17 protein-coding genes and 4 tRNA genes are annotated in these 19,277 nt (G+C 56.3%); 15 read left to right on the forward strand and 6 right to left on the reverse strand.

Translation table 11 applies throughout. The annotated features are described in order from the left end of the window. The first annotated feature begins 11 nt into the window (after positions 1–11). The 6 genes from wecG (at position 12) to ACTJJA_RS18295 (ending at position 2,884) form a co-directional block, all read left to right on the forward strand. Positions 12–752, forward strand: coding sequence for a lipopolysaccharide N-acetylmannosaminouronosyltransferase (gene wecG, locus ACTJJA_RS18270; RefSeq protein WP_212474327.1), 741 nt, complete (start codon positions 12–14; stop codon positions 750–752). 196 nt (positions 753–948) lie between these two features. After that, complete coding sequence (thrP, locus tag ACTJJA_RS18275; RefSeq protein ID WP_440668875.1) at positions 949–2,334, forward strand: bifunctional threonine/serine APC transporter ThrP; 1,386 nt, start codon at positions 949–951, stop codon at positions 2,332–2,334. Positions 2,335–2,436: 102 nt separating this feature from the next. Further along, positions 2,437–2,513: transfer RNA gene (locus ACTJJA_RS18280), tRNA-Arg, on the forward strand. A 64-nt stretch (positions 2,514–2,577) separates the two neighbouring features. After that, positions 2,578–2,653, forward strand: a tRNA-His gene (locus tag ACTJJA_RS18285). Positions 2,654–2,675: 22 nt separating this feature from the next. Then, positions 2,676–2,761, forward strand: a tRNA-Leu gene (locus tag ACTJJA_RS18290). A 46-nt stretch (positions 2,762–2,807) separates the two neighbouring features. Further along, positions 2,808–2,884, forward strand: a tRNA-Pro gene (locus tag ACTJJA_RS18295). A 506-nt stretch (positions 2,885–3,390) separates the two neighbouring features. On the opposite strand, the gene ACTJJA_RS18300 is transcribed toward ACTJJA_RS18295, so the two are convergent. The 5 genes from ACTJJA_RS18300 to hemC all read right to left on the reverse strand — a co-directional run bounded on the left by ACTJJA_RS18300 (position 3,391) and on the right by hemC (position 8,868). Then, on the reverse strand, positions 3,391–4,602 hold the full coding sequence (locus ACTJJA_RS18300; RefSeq protein WP_440668876.1) for an MFS transporter: 1,212 nt from the start codon (positions 4,600–4,602) through the stop codon (positions 3,391–3,393). Between the two features lie 171 nt (positions 4,603–4,773). Further along, on the reverse strand, positions 4,774–5,973 hold the full coding sequence (hemY, locus tag ACTJJA_RS18305) for a protoheme IX biogenesis protein HemY (protein ID WP_042715887.1): 1,200 nt from the start codon (positions 5,971–5,973) through the stop codon (positions 4,774–4,776). A 2-nt stretch (positions 5,974–5,975) separates the two neighbouring features. Then, entirely contained in the window at positions 5,976–7,169 is a 1,194-nt protein-coding gene (gene hemX / locus ACTJJA_RS18310) for a uroporphyrinogen-III C-methyltransferase (protein WP_174340366.1), read from the reverse strand. Positions 7,170–7,189: 20 nt separating this feature from the next. Beyond that, positions 7,190–7,930 (reverse strand): uroporphyrinogen-III synthase, encoded by a 741-nt coding sequence (gene hemD, locus ACTJJA_RS18315; protein WP_440668877.1) that lies wholly within the window; start codon positions 7,928–7,930, stop codon positions 7,190–7,192. Beyond that, on the reverse strand, positions 7,927–8,868 hold the full coding sequence (gene hemC, locus ACTJJA_RS18320) for a hydroxymethylbilane synthase (protein WP_139157908.1): 942 nt from the start codon (positions 8,866–8,868) through the stop codon (positions 7,927–7,929). Before hemC ends, hemD begins: the two co-directional genes overlap by 4 nt. A gap of 350 nt (positions 8,869–9,218) precedes the next feature. On the opposite strand from hemC, the gene cyaA reads away from it, so the two are divergent. Beyond that, on the forward strand, positions 9,219–11,762 hold the full coding sequence (gene cyaA / locus ACTJJA_RS18325) for a class I adenylate cyclase (RefSeq protein ID WP_421511351.1): 2,544 nt from the start codon (positions 9,219–9,221) through the stop codon (positions 11,760–11,762). Positions 11,763–11,837: 75 nt separating this feature from the next. Here the strand turns inward: cyaA and cyaY are convergent, their stop codons facing one another. Further along, on the reverse strand, positions 11,838–12,158 hold the full coding sequence (gene cyaY, locus ACTJJA_RS18330; RefSeq protein ID WP_440668878.1) for an iron donor protein CyaY: 321 nt from the start codon (positions 12,156–12,158) through the stop codon (positions 11,838–11,840). 135 nt (positions 12,159–12,293) lie between these two features. Here cyaY and lptM point away from each other — a divergent pair, with 135 nt between their 5' ends. The 8 genes from lptM to corA all read left to right on the forward strand — a co-directional run bounded on the left by lptM (position 12,294) and on the right by corA (position 19,251). Further along, positions 12,294–12,497: an LPS translocon maturation chaperone LptM gene (lptM, locus tag ACTJJA_RS18335; protein WP_042716806.1), complete on the forward strand. Its 204-nt coding sequence runs from the start codon at positions 12,294–12,296 to the stop codon at positions 12,495–12,497. Positions 12,498–12,533: 36 nt separating this feature from the next. Further along, positions 12,534–13,358, forward strand: coding sequence for a diaminopimelate epimerase (dapF, locus tag ACTJJA_RS18340; protein ID WP_440668897.1), 825 nt, complete (start codon positions 12,534–12,536; stop codon positions 13,356–13,358). Next, positions 13,355–14,062, forward strand: a complete 708-nt coding sequence (locus ACTJJA_RS18345; protein ID WP_100167445.1) for a DUF484 domain-containing protein — start codon at positions 13,355–13,357, stop codon at positions 14,060–14,062. Before dapF ends, ACTJJA_RS18345 begins: the two co-directional genes overlap by 4 nt. Next, a complete protein-coding gene (gene xerC, locus ACTJJA_RS18350; protein ID WP_010426310.1) occupies positions 14,059–14,958 on the forward strand; it encodes a tyrosine recombinase XerC in 900 nt (299 codons plus the stop codon). Before ACTJJA_RS18345 ends, xerC begins: the two co-directional genes overlap by 4 nt. Next, complete coding sequence (yigB, locus tag ACTJJA_RS18355; RefSeq protein ID WP_010426308.1) at positions 14,958–15,674, forward strand: 5-amino-6-(5-phospho-D-ribitylamino)uracil phosphatase YigB; 717 nt, start codon at positions 14,958–14,960, stop codon at positions 15,672–15,674. Before xerC ends, yigB begins: the two co-directional genes overlap by 1 nt. Positions 15,675–15,781: 107 nt before the next feature. Then, positions 15,782–17,944, forward strand: a complete 2,163-nt coding sequence (gene uvrD, locus ACTJJA_RS18360; RefSeq protein WP_440668879.1) for a DNA helicase II — start codon at positions 15,782–15,784, stop codon at positions 17,942–17,944. A 149-nt stretch (positions 17,945–18,093) separates the two neighbouring features. Further along, complete coding sequence (ysgD, locus tag ACTJJA_RS18365) at positions 18,094–18,150, forward strand: YsgD/CorL family protein (protein WP_212743980.1); 57 nt, start codon at positions 18,094–18,096, stop codon at positions 18,148–18,150. A 150-nt stretch (positions 18,151–18,300) separates the two neighbouring features. Beyond that, positions 18,301–19,251 (forward strand): magnesium/cobalt transporter CorA, encoded by a 951-nt coding sequence (corA, locus tag ACTJJA_RS18370; protein ID WP_010426304.1) that lies wholly within the window; start codon positions 18,301–18,303, stop codon positions 19,249–19,251. Positions 19,252–19,277 lie beyond the last annotated feature (26 nt).

Below are 19,277 nucleotides of genomic sequence, written 5' to 3' on the forward strand. Positions count from 1 at the left end.
TAGGGAGTGTAATGACTGACACAACTTCTGCGCCGCGCTATGCGCTGCGCGGTCAACAGCTTATAGGCTGGCGTGATATGCAACACGCGCTGGATTTTCTGTTCTCGGACGGGCAGATGAAATCGGGCACGCTGGTGGCCATCAATGCGGAAAAAATGCTCGCGGTTGAAGATAACGCGGAAGTGAAAGACCTGATTACCGCAGCCGAATTCAAGTACGCAGACGGCATCAGCGTCGTGCGCTCTATCCGCAAAAAGTATCCTGGCGCTAATGTTTCACGCGTGGCGGGGGCTGACCTCTGGGAGCAGCTCATGGCGCGCGCGGGAGCGGAAGGCACGCCGGTCTTCCTGATCGGCGGTAAGCCGGAGGTGCTGGCCCAGACGGAGCAGAAGCTGCGTAGCCAGTGGAATGTTAACATTGTGGGTAGCCAGGACGGCTATTTTAAACCAGAAGATCGGCAGGCGCTGTTTGAACGCGTGCGCGACAGCGGGGCGAAAATTGTTACCGTGGCGATGGGCTCGCCGCGTCAGGAGATCCTGATGCGCGATTGCCGTCTGGTCTGCCCGGATGCCCTGTACATGGGCGTTGGTGGCACCTACGACGTCTTTACCGGCCACGTTAAGCGCGCGCCGAAAGTCTGGCAAAACCTCGGCCTTGAGTGGCTGTATCGTCTGTTATCACAACCGACGCGTATCAAACGGCAGATCCGTCTGCTGCGCTATCTCGCCTGGCACTACACCGGTAAAATGTAATCAAAATGTAGCGCGATATGCTGTTCGCGCTGCAACTCCCCTGCAAAACTGCTGCTAATCTGTGCAATGCATTCATTTTTTTAATGCATCGTTTGCCATTTAGCAGAATTTAAGAAACCATTCGCACCGTATTTTAGTTCCCCTAAAAAACAATAACCGGCTTAAGCCGGTAAACAGCAGACACAACCGAGGATTTATGGCAGAGAAAAAACCGGAGCTACAGCGTGGGCTGGAAGCTCGACACATTGAATTGATAGCGCTGGGCGGCACTATCGGCGTTGGCCTGTTCATGGGCTCCGCAAGTACGCTCAAATGGGCGGGTCCTTCCGTATTACTGGCGTACATCATCGCCGGGCTGTTCGTTTTCTTCATCATGCGTTCAATGGGCGAAATGCTCTTCCTGGAGCCGGTCACCGGCTCTTTCGCCGTTTATGCGCACCGCTATATGAGCCCGTTCTTTGGCTACCTTACGGCCTGGTCGTACTGGTTTATGTGGATGGCCGTGGGCATCTCGGAAATCACGGCGATAGGGGTCTACGTACAGTTCTGGTTCCCGGACATGGTCCAGTGGATACCTGCGCTTATTGCTGTGGGGCTGGTGGCGCTGGCTAACCTGGCTGCCGTGCGACTCTACGGTGAGATCGAGTTCTGGTTTGCGATGATCAAAGTCACCACTATTATCGTGATGATTGTCGTGGGTCTCGGGGTTATTTTCTTTGGCTTCGGCAACGGCGGGCACGCGATTGGCTTCGGCAACCTGACCGAGAACGGTGGCTTCTTCGCGGGTGGCTGGAAGGGCTTTCTGACGGCGCTCTGTATCGTTGTCGCCTCTTATCAGGGCGTTGAGTTGATCGGTATTACTGCCGGTGAAGCGAAAAACCCGCAGGTCACGCTGCGTAGCGCGGTGGGCAAAGTGCTGTGGCGTATCCTGATTTTCTATGTGGGCGCAATTTTCGTTATCGTGACTATCTTCCCGTGGAACGAAATCGGCACCACCGGCAGCCCGTTTGTCTTAACCTTCGCGAAAATTGGTATTACAGCGGCAGCAGGGATTATTAACTTCGTGGTGCTGACGGCTGCGCTCTCTGGCTGCAACAGCGGGATGTACAGCTGTGGCCGCATGCTCTACGCGCTTTCGAAAAACAACCAACTGCCTGCGGTGATGGGGAAAGTGTCCCGTGCGGGCGTGCCGGTTATGGGCGTGGCAGTATCGATCGTGATCCTGCTGATTGGTTCATGTCTGAATTACATCATCCCGAATCCGCAGCGCGTGTTCGTTTACGTTTATAGCGCCAGCGTGCTGCCGGGCATGGTGCCGTGGTTTGTGATCCTGATTAGCCAGCTGCGTTTCCGTCATGCGCATAAAAAAGCGATCGCCAGCCATCCGTTCCGCTCCATTTTGTTCCCGTACGCGAACTATTTGACGATGGCGTTCCTGATTTGCGTATTAATTGGGATGTACTTTAATGAAGATACCCGCATGTCGCTGTTTGTCGGGATGATCTTCCTGGCTGCCGTCACAGCGGCATATAAGCTTTTTGGCCTGGGTCGCCGCGCTACCACGCATAAAGTGGAGGAATAAGCGGCAAAATGTGCAAACCATAACCAAACGCGCATTTTTTTCAAAAAAGCACTAGACAGCGGGGACGGAGGTACGTAATATCCAGCCCCGCAACGGCGCTAAGCGCCCGTAGCTCAGCTGGATAGAGCGCTGCCCTCCGGAGGCAGAGGTCTCAGGTTCGAATCCTGTCGGGCGCACCATTAACCCGGTGCTAGAGCTGCGGTGGTCTGAGAAGTAGTCAGTACCGCGTGAAAGAATACAGTGGTGGCTATAGCTCAGTTGGTAGAGCCCTGGATTGTGATTCCAGTTGTCGTGGGTTCGAATCCCATTAGCCACCCCATTATTTGAAAGAGTTGTGAATTGCGAAGGTGGCGGAATTGGTAGACGCGCTAGCTTCAGGTGTTAGTGTCCTTTGGATGTGGGGGTTCGAGTCCCCCCCCTCGCACCACGACTTTTTAAATGAATTGAACTAAAAATTCAAAAAAGCAGTATATCGGCGAGTAGCGCAGCTTGGTAGCGCAACTGGTTTGGGACCAGTGGGTCGGAGGTTCGAATCCTCTCTCGCCGACCAATTTTGAACCCCGCTTCGGCGGGGTTTTTTGTTTTCTGCGGTTTTTAATCCCTGTCGTTATTCCCCAACAACACACTTCTCCATTGTCGCGATTTGGCGACACGCAATGCCTTGTAAATAAACAATTTAATATACCGGCGGCTTTATTGTCTCTTGCCGACGACAGGTTGAATCTCTTATCGGTACATTATCGGGCTTCAGACGGTTCTTAACAGCAGAATTTCCTTTTATCTTAGAATGTTGCGCAATGTAAAAGTTCTGCGTGTAAACCTGGCATGTAACGTGCAATAATATGCGTGTAGATGCTCATTCCATCTCTTATGTTCGCCTTAGTGCCTCATAAACTCAGGAATGACGCAGAGCCGTTTACGGTGCTTATCGTCCACTGACAGATGTCGCTTCGGCCTCATCAAACACCATGGACACAACGTTGAGTGAAGCACCAAATATGTTGTCTTACAGACCTGTTTTAACGCCTGCTTTTATAGCAGGCGTTTTTTTATGTCTTAATCACTGAAACGCCTCAGTACCAGCGTAACGAAAAGCAGCGCGGTGCCAGAGACCATATACAGCGCCTCAACTGCCCCGAACGCTGTCGCTACCATCGCTGCGAGGCCAGTAAAGAGGGAAGCGCTAAGCGTTTGCCAGCGCCAGGCTTTACTGCTTGCTGACGAAATCTGGGCCATCTGAAAGTTACTAAGCACCCCAAACGTACCTGCCGCAAATACAATATTCGACGCCAGATGTGCAATGAAGATCATTCCCAGCGCGGGCACAACCCAGCCGGATAACAGCGGAAGCACCCCATAAGCAGCCAGAAAGAGAGCAAGGTAGCCCATCAGCAGGAGAGGTTGGGTCGCGACGCGCGTCAGACTGTCTCTCTTGAGCAACATTGGACCGCAAAGCTGCCCCATGCTCCTGGCGAAAAGCAGGGGCAGCGCGAGACCTGCCGCATTCTCAGGCTGTATCTCCTGCGCCAGGGCGGGCAGTAACGCCATAGCCGGTGAGCCTACGGCAGCCAGCGCTGGCAGCAGGAGCAAAGAGCGTTTTTGCCGCTGGGTTAGCCTCTGCCAACGTAGCGCGACGAGTGCGTGAGCATCGGTGGGGGAGGGTTTTATCCGTGCCGCAAACTCTCGCCTCGCCAGCAGGAGCATCAAGAGCGATCCCAGAAAACTGGCGGCATCGATTGCCAGCAAATCGACGACCGGCATTTTCTGAAAAAGCACGACGCCAAGTCCGGTTCCCAAAAGGACTTGAGAAGCAAATATCAGATTCTCCAGAACGGTTGCGGCAGGCAGCTCGGCATCACTGAGGCCGCGTTTGAACAGCAGCGTTAGCGCAGGCCAGCCGATCCCACTCAATAATGCTTCAGCGGATTGCATGGCAAGCAGGGCGGGTATGCTGTGATAATGCACACCGAGAAAGGGAAAGAACAGGGCGAGCAATCCCAGTACCTCAGTCAGAATCAGCAAAGACAACGGGGAAAATCGAGAGCACAATTTTTCGCCGATCATACTGCCGAGGAATCCCGGCACCGTGGCAAAAAGAAAAGCGAGCGTCAGCAGCACCGGTGGTGCTGACCACTGCAGCAGTAAGCCGAAAACAACAACCTGGGTCAAACCATTCCCCAGTGAAGAGAAGATAAACGCGCAGGCAAGCAGGCGCAGCCAGCGGTGGCAGCGCAGCGCTTCAATAAGCGCATACAAAAGCGAATTCATGACGATTTCCTTTCAAAAACGTTTTACTCCACGCTGCAAAATGCGCGTGTGCGAAAAAGGGGTTAATGAAAAGCGATCGTTACATTGGCGGGTTCGTTTCCTGCGGAAGATGCAATGAATGTAGCAGGAGAGTGAAGATAAAAAAAGGAGGCCTCAAGGCCTCCATTTCCATTACGGCTGGTTACCGTTATTTTGCAACGTCAACAGCAACCCGTCACGCCGCATGGCAGCGGCCTCTTCCGGCTTGTGCTGTTTATCCAGTGAATCAGCAAGCCAGGCGTAGTCAAACGCGTCCGGACGCTGTTTTAGCGCCGCGCGGAAGGCGAGGCTCGCCTCCTGCCATTCGCCGTGCTTCATCAGCGACTGGCCCAGCGTGCTCCACAGCAGCGGACGGTCGCCCACGGTTTTGATCTGCTGGCGCAGCACTTTTTCGATCTGCTCAGGATTATTGGTTTTCAGGCGCGGGATCACCATTACCAGGCGGTCGTCGTACTGGCGCTTCAGACCGTCGAGGAGGATCTCCTGCGCAGTGTCATGATCGTCACATTCAATCAGATGTTCCGCCATCGCTACCTGCAGTGGAACCTGCTGACGCGTTTTACGGCTCTGATTCTTCCACCAGGTTTTCAGTCCGTCGCTGCCCAGGTCGGCGCGCGCCTGATCCATCAGCCCAATCCACGCCATGCGCTGCAGTTCGTCACGATGTTCATCGTCACCAACGTCTGCTTTTGCCATCGAAGGAATGATGTCCAGCAGTGAACCCCAGGCACCGGTACGAATGTAGGCCTGTTCAGCAAGGCGCAGCACTTCGGGATGGCGTGGGGTGATTTCCAGCAGTCGGTCAACGCCGTGGCGCGCCGCATGGTTTTCGTTCCGCGCCAGCTGCAGGCGAACGCGAGTGATCTCCACCGGAATCGGATCTTTAGGCGAAAGCTCGGACGCGCGCTCAAGATGTTGATTAGCACGGGCTTCATCGCCGCGCTGCTGTGCCGCTTCAGCGGCCAGCAGATAGTTCACCACCGGCTGTTCTGCGTGATCGGCATTCTTCGACATCAGCTTTTCTACCTGCTGATAATCGCCTTCGGCCAGTTTCAGCAGCGCTTGCTCCGTTTGCTTACGGGCACGACGGCGCTTACGGCCAACGAACCAGCCGCGGGTATGCGCCCCGGTGCGGAAAATACGGCGCAGGATCCATTCCACAGCAAGCAGCACCACCACGCCGAGGATCAGGATAATCACTAAGCCGGTAACGCTGGTTTCAATGTTGTAGTTATCAGTCTGGATCAGCACATAGCCTTGATGGCCCGCGAGCATCGGCCCCAGGACGATCCCGGCGATCAGCAGGATAAAGAGTAAGAGGACTTTAAGCATCATTACTCTCCTTGTGGCGCGCTTTCAGGCGCTGGCGCAGCGGCCGGTGCTTCAGCCGTGCCTTCCGCCGGAACGCCGGGCTGGGCCAGCAGGTTACGCACGCGCGTCTGCATCAGCTTCTCCAGAATCGGCTGGCTTTCCAGCTTATCCGGCACGTTCATGGTGATGTTTTGCTGGCTCAGCTTATCAATGTCTTCCAGGAAGGCAGTGGTCGTCGCGTCATCAGTGTTGTAATACGCACGCACCCACGTCGAGACGTTATCCAGCGCCTGCTTGTAGGTCTCTTCCTGATGACGCGGTACAGCCTGTGCCGCAACCAGCAGGCGGGAGCGGATGTTTTCGCGCAGATAGATATCCTGGTTCGGTGCTAACAGCGGCACGGCGGTTTCATCGCGGCGGCGGATGGTGATGAAGCTGTCCATAAAGTTCTGCCAGCTTTTTTGCAGATTTATGCGCCATTCACTCAGGGAGCTGGAAAGTTCGGTACCGTCGGAATCCATCGGGGAATCGTCGTCGTTGTTATCCGCCAGCTGCAGGTTATCAATCTGGTTCGAAAGCTGGTTCACCTTGAGGATAATGCCGTCGTAATCCACCTGCGACACCGCAGACAGGCTGGCGATATCTTCGGTAATGGCGCGGCGCGCGGCGATCAGGCTTGGATCGTTCATGTCAGCCAGGCTCGCGTCGGCGCTTTTCAGCAGCGCGGCGGCAGTGGTAACGTCCTGATCGCTCCAGAGCTTACGTCCGGCCAGTTTCACCAGAAAATCGGCCTGTGAGAGCAGCCAGGTTTTGGCATCGGTACCGGAAATCGTGGCGACTTTCTCCTGCACTTCACTCAGCTGTTTGGTCAACTCTTCCCGTTTGCTGTTCGCATCGGCAAGCGCGGCGGCCTGCTGTTTGATCACGCCTTCCAGCTCGGTTTTCTGCGTCTCCTGCGCTTTTTGCAGGGCGGTAATTTGATTGACCAGCGCATCGCTGGTGGCCGTCTGGTTAGAGCCTTGCTGCTTAACAAGACCGTACAGGCCAACGCCTGCCGCCAGGGCAATGGCGATGGCAATTGCGCTCAGCGCGAGGCTGGTTTTGTTGCTGCCGTTTTTCTTCTCAGCGGTTTTCTCTGTCGTCTCTGGCTGTGGGGTTGTGTCCACAGTCTCCCTGGTCTCTTCAACCACGGCGGAGGATTTTTCGTGTTCCGTCATTATGGCTTCCCATTTGAGAGTTATTGTAATGCGCGCAGCAGCGCATCGTTGTCGGCGTTATCAGCGATCCGAATATCTTGCCAGCCCAGTTCCCGGGCGTGGTTCGCCAGACGCTCACTGACGACCAGAAGCCGACAGTGGAGTAACCAGTTCTCACGATACCATTGTGGAATAAGCGACCATAGCTGCTGCAGCATTTCACCGCTGGTTACGACCAGGGTATTGATGCCGCGCATGTGCCAGCGCATCGCCTCTTCCGCGCCATCGTAGTGTTTCGCACAACGCTGATAGCATTCGCAGAACGTGACGTTGGCCCCGCGTTCCCGCAGCGTTTCACCCAACAGTTCACGTCCACCGTTACCGCGTAAAATGAGCGCACGTTTTCCGGCAATAGTTTGTAATTCAGGTAATTGTAGCAAGACTTCACTGATTTCCCGATCTAACGGGTAGCGAACGTCTGTTCCGCTAACGGTATGTAAGGCCAGTGCGGTTGTTCGCCCGATAGCGAAATAACGGGGAGCGGTTGGCCAGTCTCTCCCTGCTTGTTGCAATTGCGCATGGGCAAATTCCACGGCATGTTGCGACAGCGCGAAGATCAGGTCGCCTTCCTGCAGGGCATTCATCTGGTCGACGAGCATGGACAGCTCCCGACCGGGGGAGAATTCAATCAGCGGAAAACTCCAGGCCACCTGCCCCAGTGCGCGCAGACGGCTCACTAATTGCTCTCCTGCGGGAGAAGGGCGGGTGACAAGAATACTCATGCAGGGGGTTCTCCATTATAAACGTCAGCCAGAATTTCGCGGGCGCCGTTATCCAGTAACTCTTCGGCCAGCGACACGCCAAGCTGCTCGGCATCTTGCGCCTTACCGCGACGTTCGCCGCGTACCATCTGTGAACCGTCCGGCGCGCCAACCAGCGCACGTAGCCACAGCTCACCGTCGGTTAATTCAGCATAGCTGCCAATTGGCACCTGACAGCCGCCTTCGAGGCGAGTATTCATGGCGCGCTCGGCTTTTACGCGGATGGCGGTCTCGTCATGGTTCAGCGGTGCAAGCAGCTCGCGCGTGCGCGCATCGTCAAGACGGCACTCAATGCCCACCGCACCCTGGCCCACGGCCGGTAGCGACAGCTCTGGCGGCAATGCGACGCGAATGCGTGATTCCAGCCCCAGGCGCTTCAAACCGGCAACGGCGAGGATAATGGCATCGTAGTCGCCGTTATCCAGCTTGCCCAGACGCGTACCCACGTTTCCGCGCAGCGAGCGAATCACCAGGTCCGGGCGGCGTTCAGCCAGCTGGCACTGACGGCGTAAACTGGACGTGCCAACCACGCTGCCTTCCGGCAACGCGTCAAGAGAATCATACTGGTTGGAGACAAACGCATCGCGCGGATCTTCACGTTCGCAGATGGTCACGAGCCCCAGCCCTTCCGGGAATTCAACGGGCACATCCTTCATGGAGTGCACGGCGATATCAGCACGGTTCTCAAGCAAGGCCATTTCCAGCTCTTTGACAAACAAGCCTTTTCCGCCGACTTTCGCCAGCGGCGTATCAAGGATCACGTCACCGCGCGTCACCATCGGCACCAGCTCGACGCGCAATCCGGAATGGCAGGCTTCAAGGCGCTGCTTCACATAATGTGCCTGCCAGAGCGCAAGAGGGCTTTGGCGTGTGGCAATTCTCAAAACATTGTCTAACATGCTTGTTACCGTCATTATCAATCGCTAACCATCCTAACATTGTTGACTCTGGGATGGCAGTTTTACGGTTGATGAAGGGTGAGAGGGACAAGGCGGCGTATTCGTCTGCCGTAGCCGTATTCAGGAATTTACACGTACAGAACGGTGCTACACTTGTATGTAGCGCATCTTTCTTTACGGTCAACCGGCAAGGTGTTAAATTGATCACGTTTTAGACCATTTTTTCGTCGGTACCACCATAATGATAAGGGCGAAAGAAGGGTAACGGTTATCTTTTTGAAATACTGCGGGCTCGCTGTTATTCGTGTTTTGAATAGCTTACGACACCCGGAAACATCAGGCGATACGTCTTGTACCTCTATATTGAGACTCTGAAACAGAGACTGGATGCCATAAATCAACTGCGCGTGGATCGCGCGCTTGCTGCCATGGGCCCTGCTTTCCAGCAGGTATACAGTCTGCTGCCGACATTATTGCACTATCACCATCCGCTGATGCCGGGTTACCTCGATGGTAACGTTCCCCAGGGCATTTGCCTTTTCACGCCTGATGAAACCCAACAGCACTATCTGAACGAGCTGGAACTCTACCGCGGCATGCCGCCTCAGGTTTCTCCGAAAGGTGAACTGCCAATCACTGGCGTTTACTCAATGGGGAGCACCTCATCGGTAGGGCAAAGCTGTTCTTCTGACCTGGATATCTGGGTCTGCCATCAATCCTGGCTCGATAACGAAGAGCGCCAGCTGCTGCAGCGTAAATGCAGCCTGCTGGAGAGCTGGGCGGCGTCGCTCGGCGTGGAAGTGAGCTTCTTCCTGATTGATGAAAACCGTTTCCGCCATAACGAAAGCGGCAGTCTGGGTGGTGAAGACTGCGGCTCGACTCAGCACATCTTATTGCTGGATGAGTTCTACCGTACTGCCGTTCGCCTCGCCGGAAAGCGTATTCTGTGGAATATGGTGCCGTGCGATGAAGAAGAGCATTACGATGATTACGTCATGTCGCTCTATTCGCAGGGCGTACTGACGCCAAACGAATGGCTGGATCTGGGGGGCCTCAGCTCTCTGTCCGCCGAAGAGTACTTTGGCGCGAGCCTCTGGCAGCTTTATAAGAGCATCGACTCACCGTACAAAGCGGTGCTGAAAACGCTGCTGCTGGAAGCCTATTCCTGGGAATACCCTACGCCGCGTCTGCTGGCGAAAGACATCAAACAGCGTCTGCACGATGGGGAGATTGTCTCCTACGGGCTTGATGCCTACTGCATGATGCTGGAACGCGTTACCGAATACCTGAAAGCCATTGATGACACCACGCGTCTCGATCTGGTGCGTCGATGTTTCTATCTCAAAGTCTGTGAAAAACTGAGCCGCGAACGCGCCTGCGTGGGCTGGCGTCGTGAAGTGGTCAGTCAGTTAGTCAAAGAGTGGGGATGGGACGAAGCGCGTCTGTCCATGCTCGACAACCGCGCCAACTGGAAGATCGATCAGGTGCGTGAAGCGCACAACGAACTGCTCGATGCAATGATGCAAAGCTATCGTAATCTGATCCGCTTTGCGCGCCGTAACAACCTCAGCGTTTCCGCCAGCCCGCAGGACATCGGGGTATTGACCCGCAAGCTGTACGCCGCGTTTGAAGCGCTGCCGGGTAAAGTCACCCTGGTGAACCCGCAGATTTCACCTGACCTGTCAGAGCCGAACCTGACCTTTATCTTTGTGCCACCGGGCCGCGCAAACCGCACCGGGTGGTATCTGTACAACCGTGCCCCAAGCATGGATTCGATCATCAGCCATCAGCCGCTGGAGTATAACCGCTACCTGAACAAGCTGGTGGCCTGGGCCTGGTTTAACGGCCTGCTGACCTCGCGCACGCGCCTGTTTATCAAAGGCAACGAGGTGGTTGATTTAGCCAAGCTGCAGGAGATGGTCGCTGACGTCTCGCACCACTTCCCGCTGCGTCTGCCTGCGCCAACGCCAAAAGCGCTCTACAGCCCGTGCGAGATTCGCCATCTGGCGATTATCGTCAACCTGGAGTACGACCCGACGGCGGCCTTCCGCAATCAGGTGGTCCATTTTGACTTCCGCAAGCTGGACGTCTTCAGCTTTGGCGAGCAGCAAAACTGCCTGGTGGGCAGCGTAGATCTGCTGTACCGCAACTCGTGGAATGAAGTGCGTACTCTGCACTTCAACGGCGAGCAGGCGATGATCGAAGCGCTGAAAACCATTCTTGGCAAGATGCACCAGGACGCCGCGCCGCCGGACAGCGTCGAAGTGTTCTGCTACAGCCAGCACCTGCGCGGTTTGATTCGTACCCGCGTGCAGCAGCTGGTCTCTGAGTGCATCGAACTGCGTCTTTCCAGCACCCGTCACGAAACCGGGCGCTTTAAAGCGCTGCGCGTCTCCGGCCAGACCTGGGGACTGTTCTTCGAGCGCCTGAACGTGTCAGTACAGAAGCTGGAAAATGCCATCGAGTTCTACGGCGCGATTTCACACAACAAGCTGCATGGCCTGTCGGTGCAGGTTGAAACCAACCACGTTAAGCTGCCGCAGGTGGTGGATGGTTTTGCGAGCGAAGGGATTATTCAGTTCTTCTTCGAAGAGTCAGGTGAGGATGCCGGTTTCAATATCTACATCCTTGATGAGACTAACCGCGCCGAGGTGTATCACCACTGTGAAGGCAGTAAAGAGGAGCTGGTGCGCGACGTCAGCCGCTTCTATTCCTCTTCGCACGACCGTTTTACCTACGGCTCAAGCTTCATTAACTTCAACCTGCCGCAGTTCTATCAGATTGTGAACGTCGATGGTCGTACGCAGGTGATCCCGTTCCGGACCCAGGCCGTAACGCCTGCCGCGCCTGCCAGTCAGGATACCGCGCCGCTGTTGCAGCAGTATTTCTCCTGAGCCTTTTCGCCGGGTGGCGCTAACGCTTACCCGGCCTACGGTCCGAGTCGCTGTAGCCGCCACCCGGCAACAAAACTACCTGAAACTCACTTCTTCACCTGCCTGCGCGGTCGCCGCCTGTTCCAGCAGATCCCAGAACGTTTCGCCGCTACGGTCGCACACCCACTCATCACCCTTCAGATCGAAGTGATAGCCGCCCTGTTTGGCCGCCAGCCACACCTGGTGAAGCGGCTCCTGGCGGTTAATAATAATTTTGCTGCCGTTTTCAAAGCTTAAGGTCAGGATACCGCCGTTGATTTCACAATCGATATCGCTGTCGCCGTCCCAGTCGTCCAGGCGCTCTTCGATGGTCATCCACAGGGTGTCGGCAAGGCGATGGAATTCACTGTCGTTCATGGTTTTGTTCCTGTTTTTCGTGATGGCGGCAGTATAACGCTAAATAATTCCCGTTGCAGGAAAGCGGCAAACTCTTGCTTTTGTGTCTTCTCCTGCGATGATAGAAACAGATTTGAACTTACGAGCAACTTGATAATGAAAAACGTCTTCCGAACGCTTGCCGTTCTCATCACGCTGTTTAGCCTGACGGGCTGTGGACTGAAAGGGCCGCTGTACTTCCCGCCAGAGGATAAAAACGCACCGCCGCCAACGAAACCGGTGCAAAGCGGCATTGAGTCGACTACGCCAGATACTAACGATCGCGGCGATAACGGTGGCCCGACTCAGGTTAATCTCTGACAAATTACGTTCTGTACCCGCGCAATGGAGCAAATGATGCAGTTCTCTAAAATGCATGGCCTTGGCAACGATTTTATGGTCGTCGACGCGGTAACGCAGAATGTGTTTTTCTCCCCGGAGCTGATTCGCCGCCTGGCGGATCGGCACGTGGGCGTGGGGTTCGATCAGCTGCTGGTGGTCGAGCCGCCTTACGATCCCGATCTCGATTTCCACTACCGCATTTTTAACGCAGACGGCAGCGAAGTTAGCCAGTGCGGCAACGGCGCGCGCTGTTTTGCCCGCTTTGTCCGCCTGAAAGGGCTGACCAACAAGCGCGATATTCGCGTCAGTACTGCGAACGGCCGTATGGTGCTCAGCGTGACCGATGACGAGCTGGTACGCGTGAATATGGGCGAGCCAAACTTCGAGCCTTCCGCCGTACCGTTCCGCGCAAACAAAGCGGAAAAGACCTATATTATGCGTGCGGCCGAGCAGACAGTATTGTGCGGCGTCGTCTCGATGGGTAACCCTCACTGTGTGATTCAGGTTGATGATGTGCAAACCGCCGCGGTTGAAACGCTCGGTCCGGTGCTGGAAAGCCACGAACGTTTCCCGGAGCGCGCGAACATCGGCTTTATGCAGGTGGTGAAGCGTGAGCACATCCGTCTGCGGGTTTACGAGCGCGGCGCGGGCGAAACCCAGGCCTGCGGAAGCGGTGCTTGTGCTGCAGTTGCTGTGGGCATCTCTCAGGGGTTACTGGCAGAAGAGGTTCGCGTGGAATTACCGGGCGGTCGGCTTGATATCGCCTGGAAAGGACCGGGTCATCCACTGTATATGACGGGCCCGGCGACACATGTTTATGACGGGTTTATCCATCTATGAAACAACCAGGGGAAGAACTGCAGGAAATAATGACGGAACTGGATGACAGCGCTGTTGTTGATTACCTGCTGAACAATCCTGAGTTTTTTATCCGCAATGCACGCGTTGTTGAACAGATGCGCGTACCGCATCCGGTTCGTGAAACCGTGTCGCTGGTCGAATGGCACATGGCGCGCTCGCGCAAGCACATCAATCAGCTTGAAGAGAACATGACGCTGCTGATGGAGCAGGCCAGCAATAACGAGAGCCTGTTTTATCGTCTGCTGCACCTGCAGGCGCGTCTGGCCTCGGCGCACAGCCTTGAAGAGTTTCTCAGCCGCTTCCACCGCTGGGCGCGTGAGCTTGGGCTGGCAGGCGCGACGATTCGCTTGTTCCCGGACCGCTGGCGCATTGGCGCGCCGTCCGGGTTTACCCATCTGGCGCTGAGCCGCCAGGCGTTTGAGCCGCTGCGCATTCAGCGTCTGGGCCGTGAGCAGCACTATCTCGGGCCGCTAAACGGGCCTGAGCTGCTGGTCGTGTTGCCGGAAGCCAAAGCGATTGGCTCGGTGGCGATGTCGCTGATGGGGCGCGATGGCGATCTGGGCGTGATGTTATTTACCAGCCGTGACGCACATCATTATGAGCAGGGGCAGGGGACGCACCTGCTGCAGGAAATCGCCCTGATGCTGCCTGAGCTGCTGGAGCGCTGGATTGAGCGCGTATGACAGATGCACTCGCCGCTGACGTCACGCGCTTTCTGCGCTATCTGGGCGTGGAACGTCAGCTCAGCCCCATAACGCTGCTTAACTATCAGCGTCAGCTTGATGCCATCATCCAGATTGCCGACGAGATCGGCCTGAAAAGCTGGCAACAATGTGATGCTGCCACGGTGCGCGGGTTCGTTGTGCGTAGCCGTAAAAAAAACCTCAGCCCGGCGAGCCTGGCGCTCAGGCTTTCCGCCCTGCGCAGTTTCTTCGACTGGCTGGTGAGCCAGGGCGGTTTAAAAGCCAACCCGGCGAAAGGCATCGCCACGCCAAAAGCCCCGCGCCATCTGCCGAAAAATATCGACGTCGACGACGTAAATCGCCTGCTGGATATCGACCTTAACGATCCGCTGGCCGTGCGCGACCGCGCGATGCTGGAGGTGATGTACGGTGCGGGCCTGCGTCTCTCTGAGCTGGTGAACCTTGATTTAAAGCATCTCGATCTGGAATCCGGCGAAGTGTGGGTCATGGGCAAGGGCAGCAAAGAGCGTCGCCTGCCGATTGGCCGCAACGCAGTTTCCTGGATTGAGCACTGGCTGGATCTGCGCGGGCTGTTTGGCGCAGAGGAGAATGCGCTGTTTTTATCAAAGCTCGGCAAGCGGATCTCGGCGCGTAACGTGCAGAAGCGCTTTGCGGAGTGGGGCATCAAGCAGGGGCTAAACAGCCACGTTCATCCGCACAAGCTGCGCCACTCGTTCGCCACCCACATGCTGGAATCCAGCGGCGATCTGCGCGGCGTGCAGGAACTGCTTGGCCACGCAAATCTGTCGACCACTCAAATCTATACCCACTTAGACTTCCAACACCTTGCCTCGGTGTATGACGCGGCGCATCCACGCGCCAAACGGGGGAAATAATGCGTTTTTACCGCCCACTCGGTCAGATCTCGGCCCTGACGTTTGACCTTGATGACACCCTTTATGACAACCGTGAGGTGATCCTGCGTACCGAGCAGGAGTCGCTGGCGTTTGTGCAGAACTACCATCCCGCGCTGAAAGCAATGCAAAACAAGGATTTTCAGACCCTGCGTCAGTCCTTGCGGGAGACCGAGCCGGACATTTACCACGACGTGACCGAATGGCGTCGTCGTGCGGTTGAGCAGGCGATGCTCAACGTGGGCCTGAGCGTACAGGACGCGGCCATTGGGGCTGAAGCGGCAATGGAAAACTTCGCCAAATGGCGCAGCCGTATCGATGTACCGCAGGAGACCCACGACACGTTGGCGAAGCTTGCCGAAAAGTGGCCGCTGGTGGCCATCACTAACGGTAACGCCCAGCCTGAACTGTTTGGCCTCGGCGATTACTTTGAGTTCGTGCTGCGCGCGGGCCCGCACGGGCGCTCGAAGCCGTTCAGCGATATGTACCATCTGGCAGCGGAAAAAATGAACCTGCCGCTGGGTGAAATTTTGCACGTGGGCGACGATCTGACCACGGATGTAGCGGGTGCCATTCGCTGCGGCATGCAGGCTTGCTGGATCAAGCCAGAAAACGCCGACCTGATGACCACGAAGGATAGCCGTCTTCTGCCGCACGTGGAAATTTCGCGGTTGGCATCCCTCACGACGCTGATATAATCACCAGTAATATTGTATAAATTACCAGGGTTTTGCAGTTGTAGGCCCGGTAAGCGAAGCGCCACCGGGCGTTTTGCTGTGTTCCTGAATACTATGTGACGGTGCCAATGGACGTTTCATACCTGCTCGACAGCCTTAATGACAAACAGCGTGAAGCCGTAGCGGCCTCGCGCACCAATATGCTGGTGCTGGCTGGAGCGGGCAGTGGTAAGACGCGCGTGCTGGTTCACCGTATTGCCTGGTTGCAGAGCGTGGAGAACTGCTCGCCGTACTCCATCATGGCGGTCACGTTTACCAACAAGGCGGCGGCGGAAATGCGCCACCGTATCGCACAGCTGATGGGCACCAGCCAGGGCGGCATGTGGGTTGGCACCTTCCACGGCCTGGCGCACCGCCTGCTGCGCGCGCACCATATGGACGCCAACCTGCCGCAGGATTTCCAGATCCTCGACAGCGAAGACCAGCTCCGTCTGCTCAAACGCCTGATTAAGGCGATGAATCTTGACGAGAAGCAGTGGCCGCCGCGTCAGGCGATGTGGTACATCAACGGTCAGAAAGACGAAGGGCTGCGCCCGCACCACATTCAGAGCTTTGGCAACCCGGTCGAGCAGACCTGGCAGAACGTTTATAAGGCCTATCAGGAAGCGTGCGATCGCGCCGGTCTGGTGGATTTCGCCGAGCTGCTGCTGCGCGCCCACGAGCTATGGCTCAACAAGCCGCACATCCTTCAGCACTACCGTGAACGCTTCACCAATATCCTGGTGGACGAATTCCAGGATACCAACAACATCCAGTACGCATGGATCCGCCTGCTGGCCGGCGATACCGGCAAGGTAATGATCGTAGGCGATGACGACCAGTCGATCTACGGCTGGCGCGGGGCGCAGGTGGAGAACATCCAGCGCTTCCTCAAGGACTTCCCCGGCGCGGAAACTATCCGTCTGGAGCAGAACTACCGCTCGACGAACAACATCCTCAGCGCGGCTAACGCCCTGATCGAAAACAACAACGGGCGTCTGGGTAAAAAGCTGTGGACCGACGGCGTCGACGGCGAACCGATTTCGATTTACTGCGCCTTCAACGAGCTCGACGAAGCCCGCTTCGTGGTGAACCGCATCAAAACCTGGCAGGACAACGGCGGCGTCCTGGAGCAGTGCGCCATTCTCTACCGCAGCAACGCCCAGTCGCGCGTGCTGGAAGAGGCGCTGCTGCAGGTGAGCATGCCGTACCGCATTTACGGCGGGATGCGCTTCTTCGAACGTCAGGAGATCAAGGATGCGCTCTCGTATTTGCGCCTGATCGCCAACCGCAACGACGATGCGGCGTTTGAGCGCGTGGTGAACACGCCGACGCGCGGCATCGGTGACCGCACGCTGGACGTGGTGCGTCAGGCCTCGCGTGACCGCCAGCTTACGCTCTGGCAGGCATGCCGCGAGCTGCTGCAGGAAAAAGCCCTCGCCGGACGTGCCGCCAGCGCATTACAGCGCTTCCTCGAACTGATTGACGCGCTGGCGCAGGAAACGGCCGATATGCCGCTGCACGTGCAGACCGACCGGGTGATTAAAGACTCCGGCCTGCGCATCATGTACGAGCAGGAAAAAGGCGAGAAGGGCCAGACCCGTATTGAGAACTTAGAGGAACTGGTGACGGCAACGCGCCAGTTCAGCTACAACGAAGAAGACGAAGACCTGATGCCGCTGCAGGCGTTTCTGTCCCACGCCGCGCTGGAAGCGGGAGAAGGGCAGGCGGACACCTGGCAGGATGCGGTTCAGCTGATGACCCTGCACTCCGCCAAAGGTCTGGAGTTCCCGCAGGTGTTTATCGTTGGGATGGAAGAGGGGATGTTCCCGAGCCAGATGTCGCTGGATGAAGGCGGGCGTCTGGAAGAAGAGCGTCGTCTGGCCTACGTGGGCGTAACCCGTGCGATGCAAAAGCTGACGCTGACCTACGCCGAAACCCGCCGTCTGTACGGCAAAGAGGTGTATCACCGTCCGTCGCGCTTCATCGGCGAGCTGCCGGAAGAGTGCGTGGAAGAAGTGCGTCTGCGGGCAAGCATCAGCCGTCCGGTCAGCCATCAGCGTATGGGTTCACCCATCGCTGAAACCGATACCGGCTACAAGCTGGGCCAGCGCGTGCGTCATTCGAAATTTGGTGAAGGCACCATCGTGAACCTCGAAGGTAGCGGTGAACACAGCCGCTTACAGGTGGCGTTCCAGGGCCAGGGGATCAAATGGCTGGTGGCTGCTTACGCCAGGCTGGAAACCGTGTAACGTTCAGAAAAATATCATTATTTTGTAATGATCTGCTAACCTTATAGGCTGAAGGTCAATTAATGCCCTTCAGCGTTCCGTTGCGTGTTGACGCCACAGTTACTGCTGGCGTAACATGCGCGCACGATTACGCTAAGAGGACATTCGCCTTGGACACACCCAGTAGATACTGGCTCAATTCCCTGTCATCCAGGAACAACTCCTAAGGCTATCTCCCCTTGCTGATGGCCTTAGTGGTTGTCAGCGACTGCATTATCCCCGTCGCGCTGAGTCAGGCTGTTTAATGGTCTGAAACCCAAATTGTTTCTGTGTGCCCACCGAACTGTCCGATATTTTTTGCATTGGGAGTCCCGGTCATGTTGAGCGCATTTCAACTCGAAAATAACCGACTGACTCGGCTTGAAGCCGAAGAGTCACAGCCCCTCGTTGATGCCGTATGGGTGGATCTGGTCGAGCCGGACGACGATGAGCGCCTTCGCGTACAATCTGAGCTGGGGCAAAGCCTGGCAACGCGTCCTGAACTGGAAGACATCGAAGCATCCGCACGTTTTTTTGAAGATGAAGACGGTCTGCACATCCACTCCTTCTTCTTCTTTGAAGACGCTGATGACCACGCGGGTAACTCCACCGTGGCGTTTACCATCCGTGATGGTCGTCTGTTTACCCTGCGCGAGCGCGAACTGCCTGCGTTTCGTCTCTACCGCATGCGCGCCCGTAGCCAGGCGATGGTGGACGGTAATGCTTACGAGCTGCTGCTCGATCTGTTCGAAACCAAAATTGAACAGCTGGCGGACGAAATTGAGAACATCTACAGCGATCTGGAAAAGCTGAGCCGCGTGATCATGGAAGGCCATCAGGGCGATGAATATGACGAAGCGCTTTCGACGCTGGCGGAGCAGGAAGATATCGGCTGGAAAGTGCGTTTGTGTCTGATGGATACCCAGCGTGCGCTGAACTTCCTGGTGCGTAAAGCACGTCTGCCGGGCGGTCAGCTGGAGCAGGCGCGTGAGATCTTACGAGATATCGAATCCCTGCTGCCGCACAACGAATCCCTGTTCCAGAAGGTGAACTTCCTGATGCAGGCGGCGATGGGCTTTATCAACATCGAGCAGAACCGCATCATCAAGATCTTCTCGGTGGTCTCCGTGGTGTTCCTGCCGCCGACGCTGGTGGCATCCAGCTATGGGATGAACTTTGAGTTTATGCCGGAGCTGAAGTGGAGCTTTGGCTACCCGGGGGCGATAATCTTCATGATCCTCGCCGGGCTGGCGCCGTATCTCTATTTCAAGCGTCGGAACTGGCTGTAAAAACCTGGCGGGTGGCGCTGCGCTTA

The organism is Enterobacter sp. 22452, from assembly GCF_052045065.1.
Lineage (GTDB): Bacteria > Pseudomonadota > Gammaproteobacteria > Enterobacterales > Enterobacteriaceae > Enterobacter > Enterobacter mori.

What these genes read in the sequence shown, in the direction of transcription:
- wecG (WP_212474327.1), top strand. Translation starts at nt 12, where the DNA reads ATGACTGACACAACTTCTGCGCCGCGCTATGCGCTGCGCGGTCAACAG.
- thrP (WP_440668875.1), top strand. Translation starts at nt 949, where the DNA reads ATGGCAGAGAAAAAACCGGAGCTACAGCGTGGGCTGGAAGCTCGACAC.
- ACTJJA_RS18300 (WP_440668876.1), bottom strand. Translation starts at nt 4,602, where the DNA reads ATGAATTCGCTTTTGTATGCGCTTATTGAAGCGCTGCGCTGCCACCGC.
- hemY (WP_042715887.1), bottom strand. Translation starts at nt 5,973, where the DNA reads ATGCTTAAAGTCCTCTTACTCTTTATCCTGCTGATCGCCGGGATCGTC.
- hemX (WP_174340366.1), bottom strand. Translation starts at nt 7,169, where the DNA reads ATGACGGAACACGAAAAATCCTCCGCCGTGGTTGAAGAGACCAGGGAG.
- hemD (WP_440668877.1), bottom strand. Translation starts at nt 7,930, where the DNA reads ATGAGTATTCTTGTCACCCGCCCTTCTCCCGCAGGAGAGCAATTAGTG.
- hemC (WP_139157908.1), bottom strand. Translation starts at nt 8,868, where the DNA reads ATGTTAGACAATGTTTTGAGAATTGCCACACGCCAAAGCCCTCTTGCG.
- cyaY (WP_440668878.1), bottom strand. Translation starts at nt 12,158, where the DNA reads ATGAACGACAGTGAATTCCATCGCCTTGCCGACACCCTGTGGATGACC.
- lptM (WP_042716806.1), top strand. Translation starts at nt 12,294, where the DNA reads ATGAAAAACGTCTTCCGAACGCTTGCCGTTCTCATCACGCTGTTTAGC.
- dapF (WP_440668897.1), top strand. Translation starts at nt 12,534, where the DNA reads ATGCAGTTCTCTAAAATGCATGGCCTTGGCAACGATTTTATGGTCGTC.
- ACTJJA_RS18345 (WP_100167445.1), top strand. Translation starts at nt 13,355, where the DNA reads ATGAAACAACCAGGGGAAGAACTGCAGGAAATAATGACGGAACTGGAT.
- xerC (WP_010426310.1), top strand. Translation starts at nt 14,059, where the DNA reads ATGACAGATGCACTCGCCGCTGACGTCACGCGCTTTCTGCGCTATCTG.
- yigB (WP_010426308.1), top strand. Translation starts at nt 14,958, where the DNA reads ATGCGTTTTTACCGCCCACTCGGTCAGATCTCGGCCCTGACGTTTGAC.
- uvrD (WP_440668879.1), top strand. Translation starts at nt 15,782, where the DNA reads ATGGACGTTTCATACCTGCTCGACAGCCTTAATGACAAACAGCGTGAA.
- corA (WP_010426304.1), top strand. Translation starts at nt 18,301, where the DNA reads ATGTTGAGCGCATTTCAACTCGAAAATAACCGACTGACTCGGCTTGAA.